Raw genomic sequence first — 22,133 nt, 5'->3', positions numbered from 1 at the left:
GTGAGGATGAAATTGTATTTGCTGCGCTTAATATTGTTAGGTTCGTTGGCGTTGCTGGCCGGGTGTCAGGGAAGTAGTGATCGGCCTGTGATGAAGATCGGCTACATGAACTGCAACAGTGCTGAAGAAACTATGGAACGGTTTCAACCGTTGACAAAATATCTTTCCGACAAGTTGAACGTAGAATTTCAGGCTGTTCCGGTCGATACTCAGGATTTTGCCGAGCGCTTTGCTGGTGGTGAGTTCGAATTCGCTCATACCAACTCGCTAGTTTATCTGATTCTGCATGAAGAGCAGCAGGCTACTTTGCTGGCAACGGAGAAGCGCGGCAATTACGGTTCACATACTGCCGGGGCGATCATCTCGAAAAAAGGCAGCGGGATTAAGAAGATTGAAGACATCAAAGGCAAGCGTGTGATTTTCGGACCTCAGCTGGCTCCGAGCGGGTATCTAGCCCAATATGACCTGATGCTGCGTAACGGCATTGATCCCGAATTGGATATCGCTTACTACGCCATTCCGACCGGATCCTTTAAACATGAGAAGGTGGTTTACTCAGTCTACTTTGACCAGTTTGATGTCGCTGCGGTGCCGGCTCTCGATCTTGAGTTGATGACCCGTGCCGGTAAGGTCACCGCTGATGATTTCAATATTCTCGGCCAGAGTCCGACTTTTCCGTACTGTACTTTTTCCGCACGCAAAGATGTGGACGCGGATCTGGTCAAAAAATTTCGGCAAGTGCTGGTTGATTTGACTGAGCCCGATACGGTTGATTATCAGGGAGAAACGTTGAAGGTTCTTGCTTCCGCCTGGATTAACGGGTTCGAAGCTCTCGCTGACAGTGATTATGATCAGTTGCGTGAGATGGCTAAGCGAGCCAACATGCCACCCTATCAGGAGTTTTGATTTTTGTTCAAAGATCGCGTCGATATTCTTTTAGCCGGTTTGCTCCTCGTTTGTGTTGCCGCAGGAGTAGCGCTGTTGATTGGCGGTGGTTCGCAGGCGTCCCAGTTGAATCCTTCGCTGGATAAGGCGATCGCCCGTGATATGACCTATCAGGCAAAAGTCAGCTTTCTGGAGCGTCTTTATGCGCCGGTCAACGAATTGCAGCAAAATGGCAAGTATGAGGCGGCGTTATTAAAACTTGATGAACTGTCGCGAAACTATCCGAACGAAGCGCATGGGGAATTGCTGCGCGGCGAAATTCTGCTGCGTATGCAGGTTATACCTCAGGCGGTGGAGCATTTGGCGAAGGCGGTTCGCTTGAGTGCCGATTATGTTGACCGGCAGAGTCCTTTGTCCAGACGCAGTCTGATCGACCAACTGATCGCTAATCAGTTGCCAAAATTAAAAGCAAAGGCGTTGGCACAGGAGAACGCCAGCTTGCAGAAAACCTTGCAGAATCTCTATTACCTACAGGGACGGTTGGCTGGAGGCTGCGAATAATGCGTGATGCTTTACGTGATCCGCAAACCTGGCTGGTGATGTTGGCTGGGACTGTGCTCGGTATTTGTGGGGTCTGGTTGGCTGTGCTTGGTAACCCTCAGAACTCAGGCATCTGCGTTTCCTGCTTTTTGGAAAACAGTGCTGGTGCTCTTGGCCTGCATGACAACCCGCGGATGCAGTATCTGCGGCCAGAATTGATTGGTTTTGTCCTTGGCTCAACTCTCTCGGCGTTCAGTTTCAAGGAGTTCTCTTCAAAAGGTGGCAGCGCACCGATGCAGCGATTGCTGTCAGGGATATTTCTGATTGTCGGCTGTGCAGTATTTATCGGCTGTCCGATCAAGTTGTTTCTGCGTTTGACTGCTGGTGATTGGACGGCACTCCCGGGTCTGTTCGGCTTGGTTGTCGGGGTTTGGCTCGGACTCAAGGGGTTAGAGGTCGGCGTTGGACTCGGGGCTGCGAAAAAACAGTTTGGTGGCAGCGGTTATTGGACTCCGCTTCTGTTTTTACTTTTGCTCGGCTTTTTGCTGTTACGGCCTGGATTTATCCTCTTTTCCCAACGGGGGAGTGCAGCTGAAGCTGCACCGGTGCTTCTGTCGCTTGGGATCAGTCTGCTGATTGGTTTTTTAGCGCAACGAACCCGTTTTTGTATTACTGGTGGTTTGCGCGATCTGTTGATGATCGGTCTGCGGGCCCAGCTATTCTGGGGGTTGCTGCTGTTTGTCCTGCTGGCTTTTGTCGGTTCTCTGGTTAGCGGGAATTTCACCCCTGGATTCTACGGTCAACCGGGAGCTCACCTTGACATGGTCTGGAGTTTTCTCGGTATGTTACTGGTTGGCGCGATTTCCGTGTTAATCGGTGGTTGTCCGTTTCGGCAGTTGATCAAGGCTGGAGAAGGTGATGCTGATGCCGGACTGGTGGTGATCGGCATGTTGCTTGGAGCCGGATTGGTCCAGTCTTGGCAATTGGCTGGAACTGCTGCCGGTGTACCACTTTACGGTAAGGTAGCGGTAGTTGCTGGGTTGGCATTCTTCATTTTGAATTTGTTGCTGTTCCGAGAACGCGACATTGCTTAACTTTTGAAAGGTCTGATTTTGACTTTTTTGCAAAGAAATCCAGATATTGTCTGGCGACATGAAAAACGCCGTGAAGAACAGGTTCTCAAAGAAATGGACGCGGGGAAGGATGTCGAAGAGAGAGGCACAGTAATTCTGCTGATTTCCGGCATGATGCATCAACTTAACCTACTGGGTGGGATGATTTGGAACCTGTGCGACGGGACTCGGACAGAAGAACAGATCGTCGATTGCCTGCTAAAAGAATTTGATGTGGAACGTAATGTACTAGCGGCAGATGTGGCAGAGTTTATTGAAGACCTGCTGCAAAGGGAGTGGTTGATTTATGGCTGATACAATTACCGAACTGTTCTCCGCTCCGTTAACCTTTAACTGGACTCTGTCCTATAAGTGTAACTTCACCTGCAGCCACTGTTACAGTCGCGACGAAGTTGGTGAGGAATTGCCAACAGAGAAGATAAAGCAGGTTGTCGATGTGCTTGCCGACCGGCAGGTCCCCTTTATCAACTTCGGTGGCGGCGAGCCGTTGATTCGCGACGACCTGCTCGAGGTCACTAGGTACGCGACTGATAAAGGATTGAATGTGTCGATGAATTCCAACGGTTGGCTGCTCGATCACGCTACTGCAGAGCAGATTCAACAGGCAGGCTTTAAAAGTGTCGGCATTAGCATTGATAGCGCCGTTGGTAAGTCCCACGACGATTTTCGGAATATGAATGGTTCGTTTGAACGTGCTACGGCAGCCCTTGATGCGCTCCATCAGGTCGGTGTGAAGACGACCATGAGCGCGGTTATTTCACGAATTAATTTCAAGGATTTTCACTCCTTGCTTGATCTTGCCAGAAAGCACAAGGTTTCCCAGGTTTTTTTGCATAACTTTAAGTGCAGTGGCCGTGGGTTTAAGAACCGTGAGGATCTCGATCTGTCACCACAGGAGTGGAAAGAGTTTTATGTTGAGGCGTTGGGGACCAAAAAGGTTACGAAAGATCTGCTGATTTCGTTTGACGATCCGGTGATTGCCTCATTACCCGGGTATGATGAAAACCCGATGGTGAAGGGGAGCAGTTGTGGTAAATTGTCCCTGCACCTGAGACCGAACGGCGATATTACCCCTTGTGGTTTTATCCCATTAGTGGTCGGTAATATTTTGACAGATAATTTTGAGGATCTATGGTACAATTCTCCTGTCTTAAACGGTATGCGGAACAAAGAGGCTAAGGGTAAATGCCAGGGTTGTGGTGCTTATCAGGACTGTCTCGGTGGGTGCACTGCAAGGTCTTTCGCAACCACCGGTGATTTGAGTGAACCTGATCCTCATTGTTGGAAATAGACAGGATGGTAAAGAACGTTAACCCATTACAAAAGGAGGTCACGATGAAAAAGTACATGAAACCCCGGGTGGTTGGTTCTTCGAACGTACACCCATGCTAAAGAATATGGGGGAGGCAATTGCCTCCCCCATTTCTTTTCTGTTCTAATCAAACTATGGCCGTAGATTTACTCGATGCCCCTTTGCGGGTCAGCTGGGACCTTTGCGGTGGCGACGGTAAAGTATTGTCCGCCGCGCAGCTCTCCAGAGTAGCTCAGCAGCTGCTTGATGCTGGGATTTTTTTTGTTTCCCTGGAAGAGCAACCTCTATTGCACCCGGAAATTATTCCGCTTTTGCAGTCGTTGGTGAAAGGTTGCCAGGTTTCGGTGGTTGTGGGGAACTCAGAAACAGAGCTGAATTTACTCGGTCAACTCCCTCAGACAATCAAGCTATATCTCGATTGTTCGCAGGCGGTACAGGGGCACACCTTTAACGGAGATTGTATACGTCCAGCCCTGTCCCGCATCAGAAACTCGGGTTACGAACCGTTGCTGAGCTGGATGCCGCGGCGGAGTGAGTTGCCGGCGTTACTGGCAGCCCTCCGTTTTTGCGCTGCCGAATCGATCCGTGGTTTTAAGTTGCCAAACCAGAAAATCGGTGTTAGTTGTGGGCCGGAACAAGCTGAAAAAATGCCTGATTGTGAAGATCTTAAACAATTGGCAGCGGCAATCCGCAAGTCTGGATTGCCTAAACTTTCCGAGCTGCAACTTGACGTTCACGATCTGTTTGTATGGGAATTGCTGCAACCTTTGAGCGGAGGGCAGCGCAGTGAGTATGGTGGTTGTCAGGCGGCCAACAGCTTGGGACATATCACGGCAGATGGGCAGCTGTGGCCCTGCTCTTCTTGGCCGGAACCGTTGGGAAGTTTGCTGGAAAACGATTTGATCGATCTTTGGCAATCCGATTTGCGATTCGAAATCCGGCGGCAGATTGCCGAAATCCCTGTTGGTTGTACGGATTGCCGAGATTACGAAAGTTGTTTCGGTGGTTGTCGTGGCCTGTCCAGTTTCTGTCGGGATGATTCGTTGAAGAGGGATCTGCTTTGCGAGGGCATTCGCTGAGCGTGAAAGTTTGACTAGGATGAATGACGCGATTTATCTCGATAACGCGGCGACCAGCTATCCGAAACCTGAACAGGTTTATCAGGCGGTTGACAAAGCTCTGCGGATGGGGGCCAGCCCCGGTCGCGGAGGATATCAAAAGGCCCTCTCTGCGGAACGCTTGGTATTCGAAACCCGTGAGTTGCTCGCGGAGTTGTTCAATGCGCCCGATTCGGAGCGCTTTGTTTTTACCGCTAATGCGACAACAGCTATCAATCAGGCATTATTCGGGTTGCTGAAACCTTTCGACCGGGTGGTGACAACCAGCATTGAGCATAACGCTGTAAGTCGCCCACTACGCGCTTTACAGGACAGCAATAATGTTGATGTTGTCAAGGTTGTTGCTGATACGCAGTCAGGCATTGTTTCCGTTGATGCGTTGAAAGAAGCCTGCCTGGCAGCAAAAACCCGTCTACTGCTGGTAAATCATTGCTCGAATGTTTTTGGCGGGATTCAGCCGATTGCAGAGCTTGGGCACTGGTGTTATCAACAAGATATTTTGTTTATGGTCGATGGTTCCCAATCGGCTGGCAGCCTTCCGATCGATTTTCAGGCTTTACAGGTCGATCTTTTTGCGGCCCCAGGACATAAATGTCTGCTCGGCCCGCAGGGAACTGGCTTTCTATATGTCGCTAAACATCTGAACCTGATCCCCCTGATTTACGGTGGCACCGGTGCTAACTCTCACTCTGATTTGCCACCCGAAGAGTTGCCGGAGCGACTGGAGTGCGGGACATTCAACCTCCCCGGATTGGCTGGACTAAACGCAGCACTCGAATTTCTCCTTGAGGTCGGGGTCCAGAAAATACGGCATCACGAACTGCAGCTGCTTGAATTCCTCTTGCAAGGGCTGCGGCGTATTTCTGGAGTGAGCCTTTACGGGCCGGCGGAAATCGAAAACAGAGGGGCTGCCGTCTCTTTCAATATTGAGGGCTGCGATCCGGCCGAAGTCGGCTTCCGCCTTGACCATGAATATGCGATCAGTGTCCGTGTTGGGCTACAGTGTGCTCCCGATGCCCATCGGACCATCGGTACCTATCCACATGGTACCGTGCGTGTCAGCCCAGGTTTCTTTACTACTGAAGCCGAGTTGCAAAAGTTTCTGGCTGCGGTGAAGCGGATTGCTGGCTAATCTGCCTGAACGCTTTCTGGTAAAAACTTAAAAGGGATGCGATAATGTTTACTATACAAAGAATTTTTATCGTCCTGATACTAGCTCTTTATCTACCTTTTCATTGGTATCCGAACATCCGGTGACCCGAAAACAGTCACTCGCAAGCGGAGTCTATCGTGCTTTTACCATCGAGGAGTCTCCAGAGAGATACTCAATGCTTTGAATATGGAAAGGAGATATCCGGTTTATTTGAAAATCATGGCAACTAACGAGGGGCTTAAAATCAGCTCTTAAGGACGCTGGGCCATGTCTGCTAACACTTAAGTTGAAAGTTGATATTGAATGAAAAAGACCTACGTTCTTGATACGAATGTTCTGCTGCACGATCCTCAAGCACTGTTCAAATTTGAAGAAAATAACGTGGTTGTCCCTCTGACGGTCATTGAAGAGATTGATCGTTTTAAAAAAGAGCAGAGTGAAACGGGGCGCAACGCCCGGCAGATTTCTCGGATGATCGACGGTTTCAGACTGCAATCTAAGTTGATCGACGGTGTATCGCTTGAAGGTGGTGGTATTTTTAGTGTTGCCATTTACCATGAACGGTTTCTCGATAAACTTCCTCCCGAGCTGCAGGTCGACCGCGGCGACAACCGAATCCTAGCGGTTGCCAAAGATCTCCAGGAAAATGCACCGGAAACGCCGGTGATTTTTATCACCAAAGACATCAACCTGCGGATCAAGGCTGATACCATTGGCATGACCGCTGAAGACTATCAGAACGATAAAATTCGCATTGAAGAGCTTTATACCGGAACTTCTGAGCTGCTGGTAGGTCGAGAGCAGGTCGACCAATTTTACGAACATGGTAGCCTCGATCTGGAAGGTGAGTTTAATTCCAATCAGGGAGTGACCCTGATCGATGAAACCAACCCATCCCATTCGGCGATCGGCCGCTATGATTCCTTGAAGCGGCAATTGAAAACACTGTTACGCGTACCGAAGGAAGGAGTCTGGGGAATTCATCCACGCAACCGCGAGCAGCAGTTCGCTTTTGACCTGTTGCTCAATGACGATATCCAGTTGGTTTCCCTAGTCGGCAAGGCGGGTACGGGTAAAACCCTACTGGCAATCGCGGCGGGATTGTTGAAAACTGCTGATGAAAGCGTTTATAGTCGCTTGCTTGTTTCTCGGCCGGTCTTCCCGATGGGGCGTGATCTTGGCTTCTTGCCAGGTGATGTCGAAGAAAAGCTCGCTCCCTGGATGCAGCCGATTTTCGATAATGTTGAGCTGTTGCTTTCCAGTGTCGAAGAAGGCGGCAAGCGCAAGCGTGGCTATCGCGAATTGATCGATCTTGGCCTGATGGAGATCGAACCGCTGACTTATATCCGGGGTCGCTCGATTCCGCGTCAATACATGATTGTCGATGAAGCACAGAACTTGACACCTCATGAAATTAAGACCATTATTACGCGCGCCGGAGAGGGGACAAAAATCGTTTTGACCGGTGACCCCTATCAGATCGATAATCCTTATGTTGATTCTGCAAGTAACGGTTTAACTTATGCTGTTGAACGCCTTAAAGGACAAGAGATTGCTGGTCACATGACCTTAAGCAAAGGCGAGCGATCTTCCTTGGCGGAATTGGCAGCAAACCTTTTATAGACAGCAACCACATTTAACAAATTGTTCGATGCTTTTACTCGCAATTGAAAGTTCATGCGATGAAACTGCAGCGGCCGTCGTACGTGACGGCCGCGAGGTTTTATCAAATTTGATCGCTTCACAAACGGATGTCCATGCGATTTACGGCGGTGTTGTCCCTGAACTCGCCTCACGCCGGCATCTTGAAGTGATCAATCCGTTGGTTGAGGAAGCGTTGATGGTGGCCGGAGTCAGCAAACTGCAGCTCGATGGTGTCGTTGCCACGCGTGGGCCCGGCTTGATCGGCGCGTTGCTGGTCGGCCTGTCATACGCTAAGGCATTTGCTTATGCTAGCAATATTCCGTTGATCGGAGTACACCACATTGAAGGGCACATCCTTGCTATTCAGCTGGAAAAACATGTTGCCTATCCGTTTCTGGCGGTGGCTGTATCTGGAGGCCATACTCACCTGTTTCGGGTTGATGGTATCGGTCAGTACCTGCTGCTCGGGCGAACGGTCGATGATGCAGCGGGCGAGGCCTTCGACAAGGTTGCCAAGATGCTTGGTCTAGGCTATCCGGGAGGACCGATCATAGATAAACTTGCACAGCAGAGTGATGATGGTGGGATCGTTTTTCCACGTCCGTTGTTGAAAAAAGATAATCTCAATTTCAGCTTCTCTGGTATGAAGACGGCGGTACTGAACTATTTGAACCGCCTTGATGCGGAACCCGATAAACGGCAGGTTGGACAGATCTCTGCTGCGTTTCAGACTGCAGCGGTAGATGTAATAACGCAAAAAGCCTTGCGGGCCGCCAAGGGTGAAGGTTTAAACCGTATCGTTGTTGCCGGTGGTGTAGCCTGTAATAGTGGTTTACGCAGAAGGTTTGCCGAGCTGGCTGATGCGAACGGTCTTGAGATTTATTTCCCAGCTCCGATTCTTTGTGCCGATAACGCTGCGATGCTCACTGTTGCAGGTGACCATTACCTGCAGCAGGGCTATCGTTCTTCTCTGGCCTTGAATGCTGTTTCCAGTTGGCCGCTTGAACAAGCGGGAGTGTTCTAGCAGGGATTGATCACTATGTGGCGTCGTTTTGGTTTTTTCAGGCAATTCAAGCTCAATCTGATTCGATTGATCCGGTTACAGGTTGAGCCAGACGAGATCGCCCGCGGCATGGCTCTTGGGCTGTTTATTGGCATGACGCCAACTTTCGGTATCCAGATGTTTCTGGCGTTAATTTTTGCCTTTATTTTAAAGCAGAATAAAATTGCTGCCGTGATCGGTGTCTGGATTACCAATCCGCTGACTGCACCGTTCATCTATGGTATGGAATACGAAGTTGGTCGCGTGCTGTTAGGATTTCCGCATCCTGATACGACCATCGAATTTAGCTACCATGCGATGCGTGAACTCGGCTGGTTGCTTGCTTCCCCCTTGTGCCTCGGCAGCCTTGTGCTGGGGATTCCGGTTGCTCTGATCGGTTACGCCCTGACTTTGCATTTCATCCCGGTTATGAGGCAGTCTAGAATCCCACGCTGGCCACGCCCGCAAAAGAACAGGAACTCATCGGAATGAGCCGTAGCGGTTACCGGACCAAAAAACGCTTTGGCCAGCACTTTCTGCATGATCGCTCGGTGATAGGAAAGATTGTCACCGCAGCAAAACTCAGTAGCGAACTGGAAGTTGTGGAGATTGGTCCCGGCCTCGGCGTCTTGACCGATCAGCTTTTGCCGCTAGCCCGTCACGTTCATGTGATGGAGATTGATCGTGATTTGATCGAGCGTCTTAACGCGCGCCAGGACAATCGGCTGTCGGTGCATGCCGGAGACGTACTTAAAACCCCTTGGTTGCAGCTTTTGCCGAATCCGCCGTACACATTAGTGGCCAACCTGCCGTACAATATTTCCAGTCAGATCGTATTCAAGTTGCTTGAACACCGCAAGTTGTTTCAGCGCATGGTGTTGATGTTCCAACGCGAGGTTGGTGAACGTCTGGTGGCCAAACCTGGCGGTAAAGATTACGGTATTCTATCCGTGCTCTGTCAGCTTTGGTACGATATTGATGTCGTTACACTGGTCAAGCCTGGGGCATTTAATCCTCCCCCTAAAGTTGACTCCATCGTTTTACATTTTCAGCCACTGCTTGTTCCACGTGTTGATCCTGTCGATGAACAGTTCTTTCGGAAGGTTGTAAAGGCAGCATTTACTCAGCGACGCAAAACACTCCGTAACAGCCTTCAGGCAAACGGTTTTAATATAGCCGATATCAACTATGCTCTGGCAGCGGCAGGGATCGATCCCGGGTGTCGAGGGGAAACCCTGTCCCTGAAAGATTTTTCCAATCTTGCCAAGTATTTGCTTTGCTCTCAGAATTAAATATCGATTAATCTCACCTTGCTAAGCCCCATCCCGTGGTCTATTCTTTGAGTATCGTTGCAAACAACGGTGGCTCAACGATAAGCAGTTGATCTTATTTTGAAAAATGATCGAGGAGTAGTCGATGAAAGTAACCGTCGCGCGAGGTGGTCGGTCGGCTGGAAATCCTGACCCTGTAATGCAGCAGGAGATCCTTGAGAAGGAATTGATCCGCCAGGGGCAGAACGAAAACCTGCCGTTTTTTGTCAAACTGGCGGGGATTTTTCGCCAGCAGATTCCGGCCAATTTTCTTGCCGCGCTTTCTGTTGAGCAGATAGTCGAAAACCTTCTCCATGCAGGACAATTTCTAATTAAGCGTGACCGTGCTGTCAAAGTTTCCTTGTTGCAGCAGAAGCAACCAGGGCACTACTTTTTGTTTGCCAACGCTACCGACGCAAACCATATTTTTTCGACGATTCAAGAGTATCTCCACCATCGTTCGCTCCATTTCCGGGTCATATGCCATCCGATTCTATCGGTCAAGCGGACGGATGGCGTTTTGCAGCAGATTGGGCTTGTCGATTCGAGCTTGGATAAAGAATCTTTCCTCTGGCTGGAACTGGAGCAGATTCCAAAGCGCTTGCTCCCCGAGTTGCAGGAGGGGGTCGAAAGAATCATCATCGCCGCTTTGATTGTAAACCGTTCTCGACCACAGACTCTGGAACGCTTTCGCAAGTTGGCCCAGGTGGAAAATTTACAGAAATTCTCCGACCTGTTTAACTGGCTGATGGAAGATAACTTTATTCCGGTCGCCAGTCGTTGTTATCGCTATAATAAAACGGCTGACGAGCAGGCCGTGGAGGAAATTTGTGAACCGATCGGTTTGCATAGATTCTATACGCAACCGTTCGATGTGCATATTGATCCGGTGGAATTGCAAGCTCCTCCGGTGACCAGAATGCACGGTCATGGCATTGACGTTGCTCTGGAAAAGACTGAACTCCGCTGTGCCTTGCATCGCTTTGAACGTTTGACATACCTCGGTTTCCGAGAGCCGGTAGGTGACGATCAGTATTGTGAGCATGCTTTCTGGGGGTTCTACACTCAGCAGAGTATCGATACCAACAGCTCTTCAATCCCGGCTTTACGTAAGCGGATTGAAGCAGCTCTGGCGCAATTGAATATCCCGCGTGACAGCCATAATTATCGTAAAACGATGCAGATCATCAACACCTTCCCGAAGGTCGAGTTGTTCCTCATGGGAGAAGATGATCTACGCCGAATGATTCGTTCATTTACCCAGATGCATCGTCAGGCAGGGGTGAAAGTGGTGGTCGCGCCAAGCCTCTCAGAGTCGGGACTGACCATGTTGTTGACGATGCCGAAAGAATTCTATTCGGATGAGCATATCGTTCGGCTTGAAAGCTATATTCGACGCTATTTAAATGCGAGTTCCATTGAATCGCGGCTGATTCATCTCTCTCCGAACTACTTAAGTCTGCATGTCAATTTGCGCTTGAAATGTAAAGAGGTGTTCATTGAGCTGCAGCAATTGGAACATGGGTTGACCCGACTGACTTTGCCGTGGGAACTGAAATTTAGAGATCTGCTGGAAAGATATTATACGGCCGACTCTTTTGATATCTGGGAACGCTATATCAAGGCTTTTTATCAGGATTACCGATCGCGTACACACCCTCGTTTCGCGGTACGTGACGTGCGCAATATAGAGAAACTGTTACGCGACCGGAAGGACTCATTCGACCTTTGGGGGCCTTTTTACGAAAGGGAAGATTTTTACCGGTTGCAGTATTACAGTTTGCAGGAAAGCTATTTGAACGAGTTGATGCCGTTCATGGAAAACCTCGACCTATGTGTTATCGAAGAGGTCGATTTTTCTCTGAGTGTCAGCGGCGAGCTGGTTTATATCAAGAGTTTTGCCATCCGTCCAAACGCTCTTGGCGCAACCCCGTTCAAGGATCTGAAACCTCTATTAATTGAAGCTTTGCTGGTGATGAGCCGGAAAGAAGTCGAAAACGATTACTTGCATCGGTTGTTGTCATTGACGGGTCTCAGCTGGAAGCAGATCGACGTTTTTAGAGGTTATCGCAATTACTATTTTCAGCTCGGGTGTCCCTTTACCAAGCGGCGTGTCGCGTTTGCGCTGATCCATAATGCGTCTGTGGCGTTGCTGTTGTATCGCTATTTCGAAGCGCGCTTTAAACCGAATGAGGCTTGGGCCGATCCGATGGACCGAGAATTGGACGCACTTTCCCCAATCCGGCAGGAGTTGGCCGCAGCCCTTGAAGAGGTCTCTGACCCTAACGAAGACCGGATTCTGCGTACCCTGTTTAACCTGATTGATTCAACGGTACGAACCAATTTCTTTCTGCGCTGTGATCAGGAAGACTATTTCTTTTCCTTTAAAGTCAGCTCACTAGGTGTTATCGATATGCCGAATCCTCGTCCATTGTACGAAGTCTATGTGCATTCAGCGACGATGGAAGGAGTGCACTTGCGTGGCGGTAAAGTTGCTCGTGGTGGTATCCGTTGGTCGGATCGGCCCGATGACTTCCGAACCGAGGTGCTTGGACTGGTCAAGGCGCAGATGACCAAGAATGCTGTTATCGTGCCGGTCGGTTCGAAGGGGGGCTTTGTCACCAAGCGATCCAGTAAGAATCGTGATGTGATGGCAGGATATGTCAAGGACGCCTATCAGTCTTTGATGCGTGGGTTGCTTGATCTGACCGATAATCGTGTGGGTGATCAAGTTGTTCGACCAGCCGGAGTGATCGCCTACGATGACCAGGACCCGTATTTAGTCGTTGCGGCCGATAAGGGAACCGCACACTTGTCTGATACCGCCAATGCCGTCAGCGAATCGTATGGTTTCTGGTTAGGCAATGCATTTGCCAGTGGTGGTTCACACGGATATGATCACAAGAAACTTGGCATCACCGCGCGGGGAGCCTGGGAGAGTGTCAAGCGTCTGTTCCGCGAAAAGGGTCACAATATTCAAGATGAGCCTTTCACCGTGGTCGGCGTCGGCGATATGAGCGGAGATGTGTTTGGCAACGGCATGCTGCTGTCACGTAAAATCAAGCTGTGCGCCGCTTTCAATCATATGCATATTTTCCTCGACCCCGACCCCGATCCGGAAACATCCTATCAGGAGCGCGAGCGTTTGTTCAAATTGCCTAGTTCCACTTGGGAGGACTACAACCCGGAGTTAATCTCCGAGGGTGGCGGAGTCTATTCACGCTCACTTAAAGAAATCCCCCTGTCGCCGCAGGTTGCCAAGTGGCTTGGTGTGCGCCAAGATACGATTGATGTGCCAGGGCTGATTCAGCTGCTGCTCAAGGCAGAGGTTGACCTGCTCTGGAATGGTGGGATCGGAACCTATGTCAAAGCGACAAATGAATCCAACGAAAATGCAGGTGATCGGGCAAATGATGCTGTCCGGGTCGACGCGACGGAACTGCGGGCCAAGGTCATCGGTGAAGGTGGAAACCTCGGCATGACCCAACTGGCCCGGGTTGAGTATTCCAAGTGTGGCGGGCGGCTGAACACTGATGCAATCGATAACTCGGCCGGTGTCGACAGCTCAGACCATGAAGTGAATCTGAAAATTTTACTGCAGCTCCTGCATCAGGATAAGCTGTTAAAAAATGTCGAGGCCGGGTATGAATTGCTGGAGGAGATGGAAGAGACTGTTTGCCAGGATGTCTTGGCGAACAATTACACCCAGACTCTGTCGATCTCTCTTGATGAAATCCGTTGCCGGGATGATGTAGAACCGTATCTGGAGCAGCTTGATCGACTCGGTCGCTCAGGGTTGCTCGATCGGCGTGGTGAATTTCTGCCTGACCGTAAGGAAGTTACGTCCCGTCAGCCAGCGGCCCTGTTGAGGCCTGAACTTTCCGTCTTGCTGGCCTACAGTAAGATGTTCCTTTACCGTGCGCTGCTCGACTCTGAGCTGCCTGACAACAAGGTGGTAACGCAGCTGCTGTTTGATTATTTTCCCGAAGAAGCAGTAGATCGTTATGCGGCAGTTCTGCCGCGCCATCCTCTGGCCAAAGAGATCACGGCGACCATGCTCACCAACCGGGTTGTCGATCAAGCCGGAAGTACTTTTTGCCAGACCATGAGTCGGCTGACCGGTCGCAGCCAAGTGACGGTCGCGAATTTCTATTTGGTCTTCGACTACATTCTCGATGGCAATGAAATGCGCAAGGCACTGTTCGCCCTCGACAACAAGATCTCTTCATCGCTGCAGTACGATCTGTTACTTAAGTTGGAGGATGTGCTTCGCTCCTATTGCTCTTATGCCTTGAGCAGTGGCATGGAACTGCCCGAAGAGGAGACTGACTTACAGCTGATTGTTGACCAGTTGAACCAGTACACCAAGATGCTGCCGGAAATCTTGAGTGCAGATCAGTGGCAGTACTGCCAGCTTGAGCAAGAAAAACTGAATGCGGAGGGGATTGACGATGCCGTTGCATTGAAGTTGTCGACGTTGAAGTATCTTGCCGATTTTCTCCCTTTGATCTGCATGACAAGACTCTCTGGCGGAGATTTGGAACACTTGGCACGGATGAAAGTGCTGGTGGATGAAAAACTCTCCTGTGACAGTATTTTTGAGATGTTAGAACAGGTTCCGGTTCGCGATCGCTGGGATCGTCGGGCGAAGGAATCCTTGCTCGGTTCAATGCACTCTGTTATGGTGCGAATAGTTCAACAAGTTGCCATGGAATCACCAGACAATCCGAATCAGTTCTTCAATTTGCGGCGGCAAAAGTTGAGGGCTTTTGAAGGATTGCGACAGTCTCTGCAGACCGAATCGCTGCGCAACTTCCATCCTTTTACTGTCCTGTTGCGGACGCTGGATAATTTCCTGGCCGGCTGAAACAACCTTACGTTATTATATTTTTGCGGGGCAGGCGGTAAGCGTCTGCCCCTTGTTGTTTAGGAGATATGCAGATGCAAAAAAGACAACTTGGGCCCTGTGTAACCTATTTTCCACAACCTACTTCGATCATCACCAGCACAGACATCAGCGGGACTGCGAACCTGATGACCGCCTCTTGGGTCGGCATAGTTAGTAAAACGCCGCCGACTATGGCCGTGTCACTGAACAAGGGTCGCAAAACCTATAAAAATATCACCCAGAGCGGCGAGTTTGTGGTTAATATGGTACCTGCGTCTCTGGCTGTAGAGGCCGATTATTGCGGTATCCGCAGCGGGCATAGGGATGACAAACTGGAGGAAACCGGTTTGTCGCTCGAGCCTGCGGAGATTGTCAAGGTGCCGATGTTGGTTGAATCTCCACTCAATGTCGAATGTCGACTCTCTCAGGAAATAGACTTGGGTGATTATAGGTTGTTGATTGCCGAGGTCTTGCAGATCCATGCTGCTGAATCTGCTTATACTTTGGATGAAAAGATCGATGTGCGGCGTTTTGATCCGTTGGTGTATCTTGGTGGAGTTAGAGAATACTGGGATCTCGGCAATAAACGTGCCGATGCTTATAGTGACGGGAAACGCCTGATTGGTGGCAAAGAATGACCTCCTTTTTCGTGAATATTCAGGAAAAGATTGTGGACAACTAAAAGTTCACTGTGATATATCGTAAACGCCTTTTGCGGGAGGCACGGGACTTGTACCGGAGCCGCATTCCCGTAGGCTGCTTACAAAAAAAACCGCCTGGATCGATCGTGACCGGGACGGAAGGTGATAAGCCATAATCAGGGAGAAAACGTTCTCTCTGTTACTGAAATGCCTTTCGTCTTTAGCGAAAGGCATTTTTGCTTTAACCCCAGGGAAATACTTGTGAAAAAACGAAAAACCATACTCGACATCGCTGCGATGAAGCAGCAGGAAAAAATCAGCGTACTAACTGCATACGATTATCCTTTTGCGAAATTGATGGACGTAGCCGGGGTCGACATGATCCTGGTTGGTGACTCTGTTGGATCGGTTTGTTCTGGTTACGACAACACGCTGCCGGTAACTTTGGAAGAGATGATCTACCACACTCGCGCCGTAGTACGCGGCAGCGAGCAGGCGTTGATCATTACCGATATGCCGTTTATGAGCTACCAGGTCAATATTACAGAGGCGCGCCGCAATGCAGGGCGTTTGATCAAAGAAGCCGGTTCCCATGCCGTCAAGCTGGAAGGTGGCGAACATATGGCCGAGACGATCCGTGCCATTGTCGATATCGACATTCCGGTGATGGGGCACATCGGCCTGACCCCCCAATCGATCCATCGGATGGGTGGTTTCAAGGTGCAGGGGCGCCAGGAAGAGCAGGCCCGCAAGATTCTCGCTGATGCCAAAGCGGTTGAGCATGCTGGGGCTTTTTCTCTGGTACTCGAAGGAATTCCGCGCGATCTGGCGAAAGCAGTGACCGAAGCAGTAACGATTCCGACCATCGGTATCGGCGCCGGGGCAGATTGTGACGGCCAAGTGTTGGTGATTCACGATATACTCGGCCTGTGCGATAAGTATTCGCCGAAATTCGTCAAACGTTTCGCTGATATTTCCGAAACCATTTCTCAGGGGATCAGCGATTACATTTCTGAAGTAAAGTCGGGAGCATTTCCGACCATTGATCATTCCTTCAAATAAGACAGGCGATCATGGAAATTGTTTCGACAGTTGCAACCATGCAGCAGCGGGTGAAAGAAGCAAAAGGGAAAGGGCAACAGATTGCCTTTGTCCCAACCATGGGCTATCTGCACGATGGCCATTTATCACTCCTTAAGGAAGGGCGCAAGCGTGGTGACCTGCTAGTACTTTCAATTTTCGTCAATCCGACCCAGTTCGGGCGGGGGGAGGATTTTGAAGATTATCCACGAGATCTGCAGAGGGATTCTGAACTGGCGGAAAAAATCGGTGTTGATATCATCTTTGCGCCGCTGATCAATGAAATGTATCCCAGAGGTTATGCGACCTATGTCGATGTCGAAGGTATTACCGAGGTTTTGTGCGGTGCCACTCGTCCCGGTCATTTTCGGGGTGTGACAACGGTTGTCAACAAGCTTTTTAATATTGTTCAGCCACATGTTGCCCTGTTCGGCAACAAGGACTTCCAGCAGCTGACTGTAATTCATCGCATGGTACTCGATTTGAACATGCCGGTCGAAGTCGTCGGCATGCCGATTTTCCGTGAAGATGACGGACTTGCGATGAGTTCGCGGAATGTCTACCTGAGTGGCTCGCAACGGCAGCAGGCTTTGGTGCTTTCTCAGTCACTTGAAGTCGCTCGACGGATGGCATCGGTCGGCGACCTTGATAGCCACGAAATCATCGAGACGCTGAAGGAAAAGATTTCCACACAGTCAGAAGCACGGATCGATTACATTAAAATCTGCCATCAACTGACCCTTGAGGAACAGCGGAAGGTCGATGCAGACTCGGTGCTGCTGTTAGCAGTGTTTATAGGTAAAACCCGTTTGATAGATAATGGTTTTCTTCTTTACTGATTGCTGTTTTGTAACCCTTTAGATTGGGGGACGTAAGCCGATGATGAAGAAAGAAATGGCTCAGGCCAATCTTGAGAACCTGTATCGTATTTTCACTGTTCCCGAAGCTCCCGATTCCACCCTTGGTGCGATCGATCAGGCGATCACCGATAATGTGACCGGTTTTCTGCAGGAGCATGTTGTGGCTCTGGAGCGGGAAATGGAGGAGATCGAAAAGGACTTCGCCGACCCGCGGATTCCGGAAGAACCGAAATTCGTTTCCGAGTACACGGAATTCGTTAAGGAGAAACTGGTCGCCCAGTCGGTGCATACCTCCGCTCCCAGCTTCATCGGTCATATGACCTCGGCTTTGCCCTATTTCATGCTGCCGTTGTCGCGGATTATGACCGCCCTCAACCAGAATCTGGTTAAAGTAGAAACCTCCAAAGCATTTACACCGTTGGAAAGACAGGTGCTGGCGATGTTGCATCGCCTGATCTACAACCGCGAAGACAGCTTTTACCCCGAGTGGATTCACAAGAGTCAGCATGCTCTAGGCGCTTTTTGCTCAGGTGGCACGATCGCTAATATCACCGCACTGTGGGTTGCGCGAAATCTCTTGTGCGGACCGTCCGGAAATTTTCGCGGCATTGCCCAGGAAGGTTTTCTAAAGGCGCTGCAACACCTCGATTGCAATGGATTGGCGGTACTGGTTTCTCGGCGCGGACATTATTCGCTGGGCAAAGGGATCGATATCCTTGGCATTGGTCGTGATAATCTCGTCTCTGTCGATACCGATGAAAATAACCGGATCGATCTGAAGCAGTTGAAAAATGAATGTTTGCGCTTGAAGAAACAGGGGATTCGACCATTGGCGATCGTCGGTATCGCTGGTACCACGGAAACTGGGAATGTTGATCCGTTGGACGAGATGGCTGATTTTGCCGCTGAAGAAGGTTGCCATTTCCATGTTGATGCAGCTTGGGGGGGGCCTACTCTGTTTTCATCGACACACAAACATCTACTGAAGGGGATTGAACGGGCCGATTCGGTAACAATAGATGCCCACAAGCAACTTTATGTGCCGATGGGGGCGGGTATGGTCCTGTTTAAGGACCCGACAGCACTTTCAGCTATCGAGCATCATGCCGCATATATTCTACGTCACGGATCCAAGGACCTTGGTAGCCACACTCTAGAGGGGTCACGCCCCGGAAAATCAATGTTGGTCCATGCCGGGTTGTCGATCATCGGTCGAAAAGGCTATGAACTGCTGATCGACATGGGGATCGGTCGGGCTCGGCAGTTTGCCGATAAAGTTATTGCGCATCCCGATTTTGAATTGATGAGTGAACCGGAGCTGAATATTTTTACTTATCGCTACAATCCGGCATGGCTGCAACAGTCGTTACTGCGCGCAACCGAAGAACAGACAACCCAGGTGAACGAACTGCTTGATCAACTGACGAGGCTTGTGCAGAAATATCAGCGCGAAGCGGGAAAGTCCTTTGTCTCACGGACGCGACTCAAATCTGTGCGCTACCACAATGAAACCTTGACTGTGTTCCGAGTGGTACTTGCCAATCCGTTGACTACTGACGAAATTCTGGATAATGTTTTGCGGGAACAATGTGCTATTGTAGAAAAAGATGAAATACAGGACCTGTTGGTTGCTATCAAAGGAATTTTCCCCCCTTTTGATCAAGTACGCCAGGCCTGCTGACTTGCTTGACGGATTGCTTTTTTGACCAAGATTTATTGTGCAAAATATCTGGTACCCGGAAACGCCCCACCGATTATCGGTGGGGCGTTGCTCGCTGTGAACGGTAAAATTGTGTCTATTGGCAGATTTGCCGACCTACGTCGTGCCCATCCAGAAGTTCAGGTCGTCGAGTTTCCCGATTGTGTGCTGCTCCCGTTGTTGGTGAACGCACATACTCATCTTGAATTAACCGACTTTCCGCTTTGGGCACAGCAATTTGGAGAAACTACCGAACCGGATAATTTTGTCGATTGGATCTTACGTCTGGTTCGGGTGAAGCGGAAACTTGGGAAAAAGGCCTACAGTTGTTCAGTTGCCAATGGCATACGGCAGTCTTTGGCTGCAGGAACCGGTGCTGTTGGTGATATTCTTTCCCAATACTCGAGCCGTAAAGTCTATCAGGGAACGATGCTTCACGGTGTCCTCTACTTGGAAAGCCTCGGTCACGATCCGGAGATTATCAGCCGATTTCGGAATGAGCTGCGTTCCTTGTTGGCTGAAGAGCGGGTAGGGCTGATGCAGTTGGGGATTTCTCCCCATTCTCCGTACACCATTAGTGCCGATTACCTGAAAGATGTGTATGAGAAATGTTTTCGGCAGAACCTGCCCTGCAGTACCCATCTCGCCGAGTCGCCAGAGGAGATTGAGTTTGTCGTTCACGGTGGAGGCGATTTGGCAAAACGGTTTTATCCATCGGTTGGATGGAAATACCTGATCCCGAAGGGAAGCGGTTGCCGACCGGCTGAATATTTACACCGCCACGCCGGCCTGTTTCCGAAGAATCTGTTGGTACATGGAGTGCAACTTAGCGGTCGCGAAATTGAGCTTCTCGCGAAACAGCAGATGAGTCTGGTGCTTTGCCCCCGTTCCAACGCCAAACTAAAGGTTGGCAAGGCTCCCGTTGCGCAACTGTTGCAAGCCGGAATAAACCTCAGCCTCGGGACCGACAGCATGGCAAGCAATGACAGTCTCTCTGTTTGGGACGAAATCGCTTTTGCTCACAACTGGTTTGGGGGAGAGTGCGATGCGCCGACGCTACTGAAAATGGCAACATCGGGTGGTGCCGATGCTTTGGGGTTGGCCGCTCAGCTCGGTTCTTTGGAAGTCGGCAAATTGGCTGAATTTCAGGTTTTGCAACCGGAGACCGCAGTTGCCGAAAATGAAATTTTTGATTATCTTGTCGCTCCGGGGAGGACTGAGGAGATTGTCCAAGTTTTCCACCAGGGAGAAACCTCAGTATGATTGAAGAGGTCGGCACGGTTGTCGAGTTGAAAGCGCCAGAGATTGCAGTTGTGCAGTGCAAGCGGAACAGCGCATGTGATCATTGCCCGTCGAGCAGTGTCTGTAAAATGGGGGACGACGGAGAGGTTATGTTAGTCGACGCTTTTAACGGTGTTGGGGCGAAGGTTGGTGACCGGGTAAGGATTGTTACTAGCACTAAGCATTTCCTGCAATCCTCTTTTATGCTTTACATCGTACCGATAATCGGGTTACTGATCGGAGCTTTGATCGGGCAGAACATCGGTGATCGAGGAACTTTAGGGATCGAACCGTCATTGTTCTCCGCACTGCTTGGAGTTACTTTTCTGATCGTGACCTTTCTCGGCATCAGGTTTGTAACCCGTAAGTTGAAACGGGAGGCTTTTATGCCGCACATCGTCAACATCAAAGCGCGGGCGGATAGTTAGTATGGGCATTAAAGTTATTGCCACCAACAAAAAGGCTTATCACGATTATTATATCGAAGATACCTTTGAAGCAGGAATTGTACTGACTGGGACCGAGGTCAAGGCGGTTAGGTTGGGGAAGGTAAACTTAAAAGAGTCTTTTTGTCGAATTAAAAACGGCGAAGTGTTTATTAATAATATGAATATAAGCCCGTACGATTTCGGTAATCGGGAAAACCACGATCCAACCCGGGTGCGCAAGTTGTTGCTGCATCATGCCGAAATAGACAAGTTGATCCGTTTGACTGAACAGAAAGGGTTAGCACTGGTACCGACCAAGCTTTATTTCAAGCGTAACTATATCAAGCTAGAAATAGGTATCGGTCGCGGTAAGAAATTGCATGACAAGCGACAGACAATTAAACAGAAAGAGGCTGATCGCGAAATGTCGAAGGCTATGAAAAACGCCTATCGATAGCTTGGAATATGTTTAGAAAAATGAGATAATGAATTGTCTAAAAAACGCAACTTATTAACAAATAAATTTAAAGGGGGTGTCAAGGTTTCGACGGGGGACGGAAACGAAGGTGGCATGCCGAGGTGGGCTGGCCTCGTAAAAAGCCCAACTTAACTAAACGCAGACTCTGACGTTAGTTACGCACTGGCCGCTTAATTAAGCGACCACGTTTCATGACTTATCGCCCATGTAGGACATGAAACGTACAAGCAGTGGGATAGCTTCAGCGAGTGTCTGTGGCGCTGGAGTGAAACTTAAGCAGACTCGCCGGTTGAATATCCTGTCTGTGGGAGCTTCCCCCGGTTAACTCAATGCGCAGACTACGCATGTAGAAGCCTTACGTGGAAAGCTTTCGGACGCGGGTTCGATTCCCGCCACCTCCACCAATAACCCGAGGAATTTCAGCAAGTTGCGATTTTCAAATCGCAAACTTTCTCGAAACTTTCTCACGAGACTGCTCCCCTCAAACGAGGGGAGCATTTTTTTGTCGTTCCAGTAAACAAAATCACCACGGGGTGACACCTGTCTTGTGAATTTACTAAGGACAGCAGTTGAACAATCATCAGACGAAGACGGCTGGTCTCCTCTCAGTAGAGTTGGGCTATATATATCGAATAATAGCT

Annotated in this window: 19 protein-coding genes and 1 other RNA gene; all 20 read left to right on the top strand. The window is 49.8% G+C overall.

Going from position 1 to position 22,133, the window contains the following annotated elements; translation table 11 throughout:
- Positions 1–6 precede the first annotated feature (6 nt).
- The 20 genes from Q7J88_RS04625 to ssrA all read left to right on the top strand — a co-directional run bounded on the left by Q7J88_RS04625 (position 7) and on the right by ssrA (position 21,896).
- Entirely contained in the window at positions 7–906 is a 900-nt protein-coding gene (locus Q7J88_RS04625) for a phosphate/phosphite/phosphonate ABC transporter substrate-binding protein (protein ID WP_303720983.1), read from the top strand.
- Between the two features lie 3 nt (positions 907–909).
- On the top strand, positions 910–1,446 hold the full coding sequence (locus tag Q7J88_RS04620) for a hypothetical protein (RefSeq protein ID WP_303720982.1): 537 nt from the start codon (positions 910–912) through the stop codon (positions 1,444–1,446).
- Positions 1,446–2,519 (top strand): YedE family putative selenium transporter, encoded by a 1,074-nt coding sequence (yedE, locus tag Q7J88_RS04615; RefSeq protein WP_303720981.1) that lies wholly within the window; start codon positions 1,446–1,448, stop codon positions 2,517–2,519. The genes Q7J88_RS04620 and yedE overlap by 1 nt, the downstream gene beginning before the upstream one ends.
- Before the next feature lie 18 nt (positions 2,520–2,537).
- Entirely contained in the window at positions 2,538–2,852 is a 315-nt protein-coding gene (locus Q7J88_RS04610; RefSeq protein WP_303720980.1) for a GeoRSP system PqqD family peptide chaperone, read from the top strand.
- Entirely contained in the window at positions 2,845–3,849 is a 1,005-nt protein-coding gene (locus Q7J88_RS04605; protein WP_303720979.1) for a GeoRSP system radical SAM/SPASM protein, read from the top strand. Before Q7J88_RS04610 ends, Q7J88_RS04605 begins: the two co-directional genes overlap by 8 nt.
- Positions 3,850–4,004: 155 nt before the next feature.
- Positions 4,005–4,949, top strand: coding sequence for an SPASM domain-containing protein (locus tag Q7J88_RS04600; protein WP_303720978.1), 945 nt, complete (start codon positions 4,005–4,007; stop codon positions 4,947–4,949).
- A gap of 19 nt (positions 4,950–4,968) precedes the next feature.
- Positions 4,969–6,120 carry an aminotransferase class V-fold PLP-dependent enzyme gene (locus tag Q7J88_RS04595; protein ID WP_303720977.1) on the top strand — a complete coding sequence of 384 codons (1,152 nt, stop codon included), beginning with the start codon at positions 4,969–4,971 and terminating at the stop codon, positions 6,118–6,120.
- Between the two features lie 324 nt (positions 6,121–6,444).
- Positions 6,445–7,764, top strand: a complete 1,320-nt coding sequence (locus tag Q7J88_RS04590; RefSeq protein ID WP_303720976.1) for a PhoH family protein — start codon at positions 6,445–6,447, stop codon at positions 7,762–7,764.
- A gap of 28 nt (positions 7,765–7,792) precedes the next feature.
- Positions 7,793–8,809, top strand: coding sequence for a tRNA (adenosine(37)-N6)-threonylcarbamoyltransferase complex transferase subunit TsaD (tsaD, locus tag Q7J88_RS04585; RefSeq protein ID WP_303720975.1), 1,017 nt, complete (start codon positions 7,793–7,795; stop codon positions 8,807–8,809).
- Between the two features lie 15 nt (positions 8,810–8,824).
- The gene (locus Q7J88_RS04580; protein ID WP_303720974.1) at positions 8,825–9,319 is read left to right on the top strand and encodes a DUF2062 domain-containing protein; all 495 of its coding nucleotides are present in this window, start codon (positions 8,825–8,827) and stop codon (positions 9,317–9,319) included.
- Positions 9,316–10,119, top strand: a complete 804-nt coding sequence (rsmA, locus tag Q7J88_RS04575; RefSeq protein ID WP_303720973.1) for a 16S rRNA (adenine(1518)-N(6)/adenine(1519)-N(6))-dimethyltransferase RsmA — start codon at positions 9,316–9,318, stop codon at positions 10,117–10,119. The genes Q7J88_RS04580 and rsmA overlap by 4 nt, the downstream gene beginning before the upstream one ends.
- 124 nt (positions 10,120–10,243) lie before the next feature.
- Entirely contained in the window at positions 10,244–15,004 is a 4,761-nt protein-coding gene (locus tag Q7J88_RS04570; protein ID WP_303720972.1) for an NAD-glutamate dehydrogenase domain-containing protein, read from the top strand.
- A gap of 74 nt (positions 15,005–15,078) precedes the next feature.
- Positions 15,079–15,663 (top strand): flavin reductase family protein, encoded by a 585-nt coding sequence (locus Q7J88_RS04565; protein ID WP_303720971.1) that lies wholly within the window; start codon positions 15,079–15,081, stop codon positions 15,661–15,663.
- Between the two features lie 264 nt (positions 15,664–15,927).
- On the top strand, positions 15,928–16,728 hold the full coding sequence (gene panB, locus Q7J88_RS04560; RefSeq protein ID WP_303720970.1) for a 3-methyl-2-oxobutanoate hydroxymethyltransferase: 801 nt from the start codon (positions 15,928–15,930) through the stop codon (positions 16,726–16,728).
- 11 nt (positions 16,729–16,739) lie between these two features.
- Positions 16,740–17,585: a pantoate--beta-alanine ligase gene (gene panC / locus Q7J88_RS04555; protein ID WP_303720969.1), complete on the top strand. Its 846-nt coding sequence runs from the start codon at positions 16,740–16,742 to the stop codon at positions 17,583–17,585.
- Between the two features lie 40 nt (positions 17,586–17,625).
- Positions 17,626–19,287 carry a pyridoxal-dependent aspartate 1-decarboxylase PanP gene (gene panP / locus Q7J88_RS04550; protein WP_303720968.1) on the top strand — a complete coding sequence of 554 codons (1,662 nt, stop codon included), beginning with the start codon at positions 17,626–17,628 and terminating at the stop codon, positions 19,285–19,287.
- Positions 19,288–19,308: 21 nt separating this feature from the next.
- A complete protein-coding gene (locus Q7J88_RS04545) occupies positions 19,309–20,568 on the top strand; it encodes an amidohydrolase family protein (RefSeq protein WP_303720967.1) in 1,260 nt (419 codons plus the stop codon).
- A complete protein-coding gene (locus Q7J88_RS04540; protein ID WP_303720966.1) occupies positions 20,565–21,014 on the top strand; it encodes a SoxR reducing system RseC family protein in 450 nt (149 codons plus the stop codon). Before Q7J88_RS04545 ends, Q7J88_RS04540 begins: the two co-directional genes overlap by 4 nt.
- Before the next feature lies 1 nt (position 21,015).
- Entirely contained in the window at positions 21,016–21,471 is a 456-nt protein-coding gene (smpB, locus tag Q7J88_RS04535) for an SsrA-binding protein SmpB (RefSeq protein ID WP_303720965.1), read from the top strand.
- 72 nt (positions 21,472–21,543) lie between these two features.
- Positions 21,544–21,896: a transfer-messenger RNA gene (gene ssrA / locus Q7J88_RS04530) on the top strand.
- The last annotated feature ends 237 nt before the right edge of the window (positions 21,897–22,133 follow it).

The organism is Malonomonas rubra (genome assembly GCF_003247215.1).
Lineage (GTDB): Bacteria > Desulfobacterota > Desulfuromonadia > Desulfuromonadales > Geopsychrobacteraceae > Malonomonas > Malonomonas rubra_A.
Note: the sequence above shows the minus strand (reverse complement) of the source record. Positions and strands in the feature narration are given on the sequence as shown.